The following is a 4269-nucleotide window of genomic DNA, read 5'->3' on the forward strand; positions in this document are numbered from 1 at the left end:
GCCTTTTGCGTATATTACTGCTTCAGCGAAATATTCAGGCTGTTCGGCGAGGGCTACGGCAACACCCAGAAACTGCTTGAACTGCTCTCCGATCATGAATATCATTCCGGTGAACTGCTGTCCAAGCACCGTGACCACTATTCGCACTCCGTATATGTATTTGCACTGGGGCTTGCAATATATGCAAATGACACCACATACCGCTCTAACTTTCTAAATTTTTATTCTTTGCCCGACAATAATAATTCTCAACTGCATTTTTTGTACTTGTGGGGCATGGCGGCTCTATTTCACGACATAGGATATCCATTTCAGCTGGCCCATGAACAGATAAAAATATATACAGAGGAATTGTGGGGCAAGGGTGCGCCGCCATATGTATCGTTCGGCAACTACTATGAAATGATTGCGCTGGACAAAGAGGATTCCGCCCGCATAGCCGACGCTCTGAAAACTGACAGACAGTTCAGCACATTGAATGATTTGTTTGCCTACGGCCTTCATACACGCATGTGCTATGACGAAAATGATATGCGTGACAGGTTGGCGACACGCATTTTAAAACAGCCCTACTTTATGGATCACGGATATTTCAGTGCAGTCATACTATCCAAACAGCTGCTTGCACAGAAAGACATTATGCTTACTTTTGATCGCCTTGACGTGCTGACGGCAATACTTTTGCATAACAGCCTTTCGCAACATGAATTCAAAAACAAATATCCCGTATCGCCTGAAGCTCATCCCGTAGCATATCTTCTGATGCTGTGCGACGAGCTGCAAAATTGGGACAGGCAGGCCTATGGAAAGGAGAGCAAACTTGACCCGATTGCCTGGGATATAGAATTGGATGTAAGGGACAATTTTATAAAGGCAAATTACCTGTTTGAAAGCAGTATAGCCTATGATAAGGAGACCGGTTTAGACAGAATAAATAAACATTACGCCGAAATGCAATCGGGGGATTTTGCAACAAAAATTCTGGGCAACGGAAATAAAAAAGGCATTCTCAAAAGCATGCTCTGCCTTATAGTTAAACCTGAACTCACCTTAAAAACGAAGAAAACCAAGTTATATGCATCCGAAAACAATTTTATAAACCTATGCGACTTTGCAAAGGCAATCCATTCCAGCTATAATGAACTCTGCCTTGAAAACAGCCCCGATGCACTGACCGAAGAATTTGAGCAACTTCCGCTTGAATTTAAAATTTCCAACATAGAGCAGGCAAAATCTTACGCCCAAAAACTTGAACTTATAAACTGTTTTTACAGCAGCAAAGACCTGGACTACCCCGTAGTATCCGACTTCAACTCCACAGATTACGGTGCTGCCGGGTCGGACAACCTCGGCTTTTTGTGCCGTGAAGAACATCTGCGATGGGTCAGAGAAAAACTTAGCATGGGTTGGAAATACGGAACCGATTACAGCTCAACAAAGGAACGCAATGCAAAGAAAATTCACAAGGATATAGTGCCGTATGAAGTGCTTACCCCGCAGGAGCAGGCTAAGGACGAATTGATGGTCAATAACATCATTCCGTTTTTAAAAAAATTCGGGCACAATATAAGAATCTATAACTACCGCTCCGGAAGGAAGCCTGACCTTGAAATTGCCGGCATAGGACACAGGTTTTTCACCGACAATAAGGATAAAATAAAGCAAAAGATAAAACAGTTGCTCAAAGAATACAGCAAAAATAACCGTGTGATAGTACGCACCTGCTATGCACATGGCGCCGACCAGCTGATAGCCGAATGTGCAAATGAAATGGGCATAACAACAAAAGCCGTCCTTCCTGTCGGATATGAAGAATATATAAAAATGGTGCGCGATGACTGTTTAGCTCACGGCCACAAATATACAGAAGATGATGAGCTACGTTTAAGACATCTGCTTGCGCAGACGGTGGTATGCAAAGTCATATCCTCACACGATGGAGGCTATAATTCAGCAATTAATTACATAATGAAAAAGTGCGACAAGGTTATCGCACTTTGGGATGAAGATTATACTAACGATACCGCCGATAATTTTTGCGGAACATTGTGCAGTATTGAAATCGCAAAAAAATACGGTCTCACCATCGGCGACGACATAAAAATTATCCGCTGTCATCAAATGTGATCACAAAACGCCAATCTTCACATACTAAGATTGGCGTTAATATTTCTATAAAGCATAATATGCTATTTAACATGCAATCCACTTTTACACCCTAACGATTTCTGCGGATTCCCTGTCCCATCATCATCGACCTGCTTACCACAACAAGGATAAAACCATTTTCTTTTACTTGTACCATCAAAATTTTTAACTAAAAATGGGACGGCATTCTCAGGATGAAAAGAACATCCGAGCACATTATCCCCTGTAACATAAGCACCACACCTCTTACAGATAAAACCTCTCTTTTCAGGAACCCCATCCGTTTTAGTGCCTTTTAAAAAATCTAAAAGCCGTGCAAAACCTTCATTTGTCGGTAAAAAAGTTTGGCAATAGCGCAATCCACGAGGAATCTCTGTAGCTTTTACATTTTTAAAAACGCAATAAATATTACCGTTTGGTTTAATGGATGAAATAATATCCTGTAAAAAAGTATCCCATTCATATTTTACCCACGAGCTCATAATAAATTCAGCCTTTGTACCCACAACAATCATGTCAGTGCATACATCAAGAGCATTATCAATTACAGTCTTATAATTTGATGATTGAGTCTCCGCAAGGGATACTTCTGAAAAGAAAACTTCAATACCATTATTACGCAAATAGCTACTCAGTTTATTAGCTATATCATAATCCTCTGTATCATTGCCAAAGTTATCAGTTTTCTTAAATGAAATAAATACTTTTTTCATATCCGTAATAATTTCGAGTTCTTGATATAATCAAATTCTTCTTTACTGATTCTAGTATATTTTAGGCCACCTATCTCTTTTGATGCTGCACCTAAATACCACCCCGTCATAGAATTTATTTGTTTACTTTTTGACTCGATATTCCATTCTAACACAGCAATACCTGTAATGCTGGCATTCGTATGTATATTGACCGTACCCGTATACCAATAAATTAAATTCCCATTACAACTGTCAATACTAGTTGCCAATATTTTCGTTGAAATTACATAGGGTGTTGAAAAATCTGTACCCATCCAAATAGTTAAGTGGAGTCCATCTGCTCTTTGATATATCTCAACAATCCTTAAGTAATCATGCATTTGATTCGGGTCAAACCCGCTTACCGCCGACGAATAATACTTCCAATAGCCTATAACATTAGTCACAGGTATCTTTAGTCTCAAATATTTTCTTAACAGCAATAAAATTACCACAGTCAAGAATATTACACCAGCAATGACATAGAAATACAAGTTAATAAACCCACCGAGGATGCAAAGCACGACGCATAAGAACATCAAACTTAAATAACTATAATTATTCGTTAATAGTTTTAAAAAATTAATTCTTGTTTGTGTTTTACCATCTATATCTGTAGAATTAGATATATCAAATTTACCCTTTTTTATAATTCGAAATTCAGTAATACTCTCTTCATCTTCGATATTTTCATCTATTAAATACAAATCCCTACTTGTACCTGCTGTCTTCTTACAAATAACAGCAGCTGTTTTATCTATTACGCCATCTCTTAATTGCCGCGCTGAAATCGCCGTATCGAGACTTTTAACAATTTCGGCCTGCGGAAAACGCGATTGTATATAATGCTGACACTGCACAAGTGCCTGCTCATGGGAAACCACTTTAGTAATATTAGATAATTTAACACTACTATCGAGCACAAAAATGCAATGATGAATTAATAGCTCACAGCGTCCTACAAGTTCATAATTTATCATTGACAAAGCGTCTATTGTTTCTTGAACCTTTCCTCCAATATTATTTTTATAAGCCATTACCCCATAATCTATTTCATTTCTATTTAATTTTTCAACAACTCCTCGAGACGTAACTAATGGAACCAATTCAAATTCTTTAATCCCCTTTATCTCACATAACTTTTTTGCCGCCTCTTCAGAATTACTTCCCTCTATCCCTTGATACCCGACTTTTACCATGAAATAATCCTCCGTATACAAAACATCACATAAAATAAAATATACAATTAACATTTACACGTACAACAAGAGCATTCTTTTCGTCAGCACATATATATATTTCCTCATCATGTAAACTTGCGACACATTCCTGCCAATAAATCAGCATCTATATATTAAGTATACCACACACAAAAATGTCTGTCAAT

At 38.2% G+C, this 4269-nt stretch carries 3 protein-coding genes; 1 reads left to right on the plus strand and 2 read right to left on the minus strand.

Annotation, left to right across the window (positions count from 1 at the left end):
• The first annotated feature begins 402 nt into the window (after window positions 1–402).
• Complete coding sequence (locus tag Q0093_RS14720) at window positions 403–2127, plus strand: RyR domain-containing protein (protein ID WP_297931992.1); 1725 nt, start codon at window positions 403–405, stop codon at window positions 2125–2127.
• Window positions 2128–2189: 62 nt separating this feature from the next.
• Here the strand turns inward: Q0093_RS14720 and Q0093_RS14725 are convergent, their stop codons facing one another.
• Together Q0093_RS14725 and Q0093_RS14730 are read right to left on the minus strand one after the other, a co-directional pair.
• A complete protein-coding gene (locus Q0093_RS14725) occupies window positions 2190–2861 on the minus strand; it encodes a toll/interleukin-1 receptor domain-containing protein (RefSeq protein ID WP_297931994.1) in 672 nt (223 codons plus the stop codon).
• Window positions 2858–4081 (minus strand): prephenate dehydratase domain-containing protein, encoded by a 1224-nt coding sequence (locus Q0093_RS14730; RefSeq protein WP_297931997.1) that lies wholly within the window; start codon window positions 4079–4081, stop codon window positions 2858–2860. The genes Q0093_RS14725 and Q0093_RS14730 overlap by 4 nt, the downstream gene beginning before the upstream one ends.
• Window positions 4082–4269: the final 188 nt, after the last annotated feature.

The organism is uncultured Coprobacter sp., assembly GCF_947855755.1.
GTDB lineage: Bacteria > Bacteroidota > Bacteroidia > Bacteroidales > Coprobacteraceae > Coprobacter.

What these genes read in the sequence shown, in the direction of transcription:
- Q0093_RS14720 (WP_297931992.1), top strand. Translation starts at nt 403, where the DNA reads ATGATTGCGCTGGACAAAGAGGATTCCGCCCGCATAGCCGACGCTCTG.
- Q0093_RS14725 (WP_297931994.1), bottom strand. Translation starts at nt 2,861, where the DNA reads ATGAAAAAAGTATTTATTTCATTTAAGAAAACTGATAACTTTGGCAAT.
- Q0093_RS14730 (WP_297931997.1), bottom strand. Translation starts at nt 4,081, where the DNA reads ATGGTAAAAGTCGGGTATCAAGGGATAGAGGGAAGTAATTCTGAAGAG.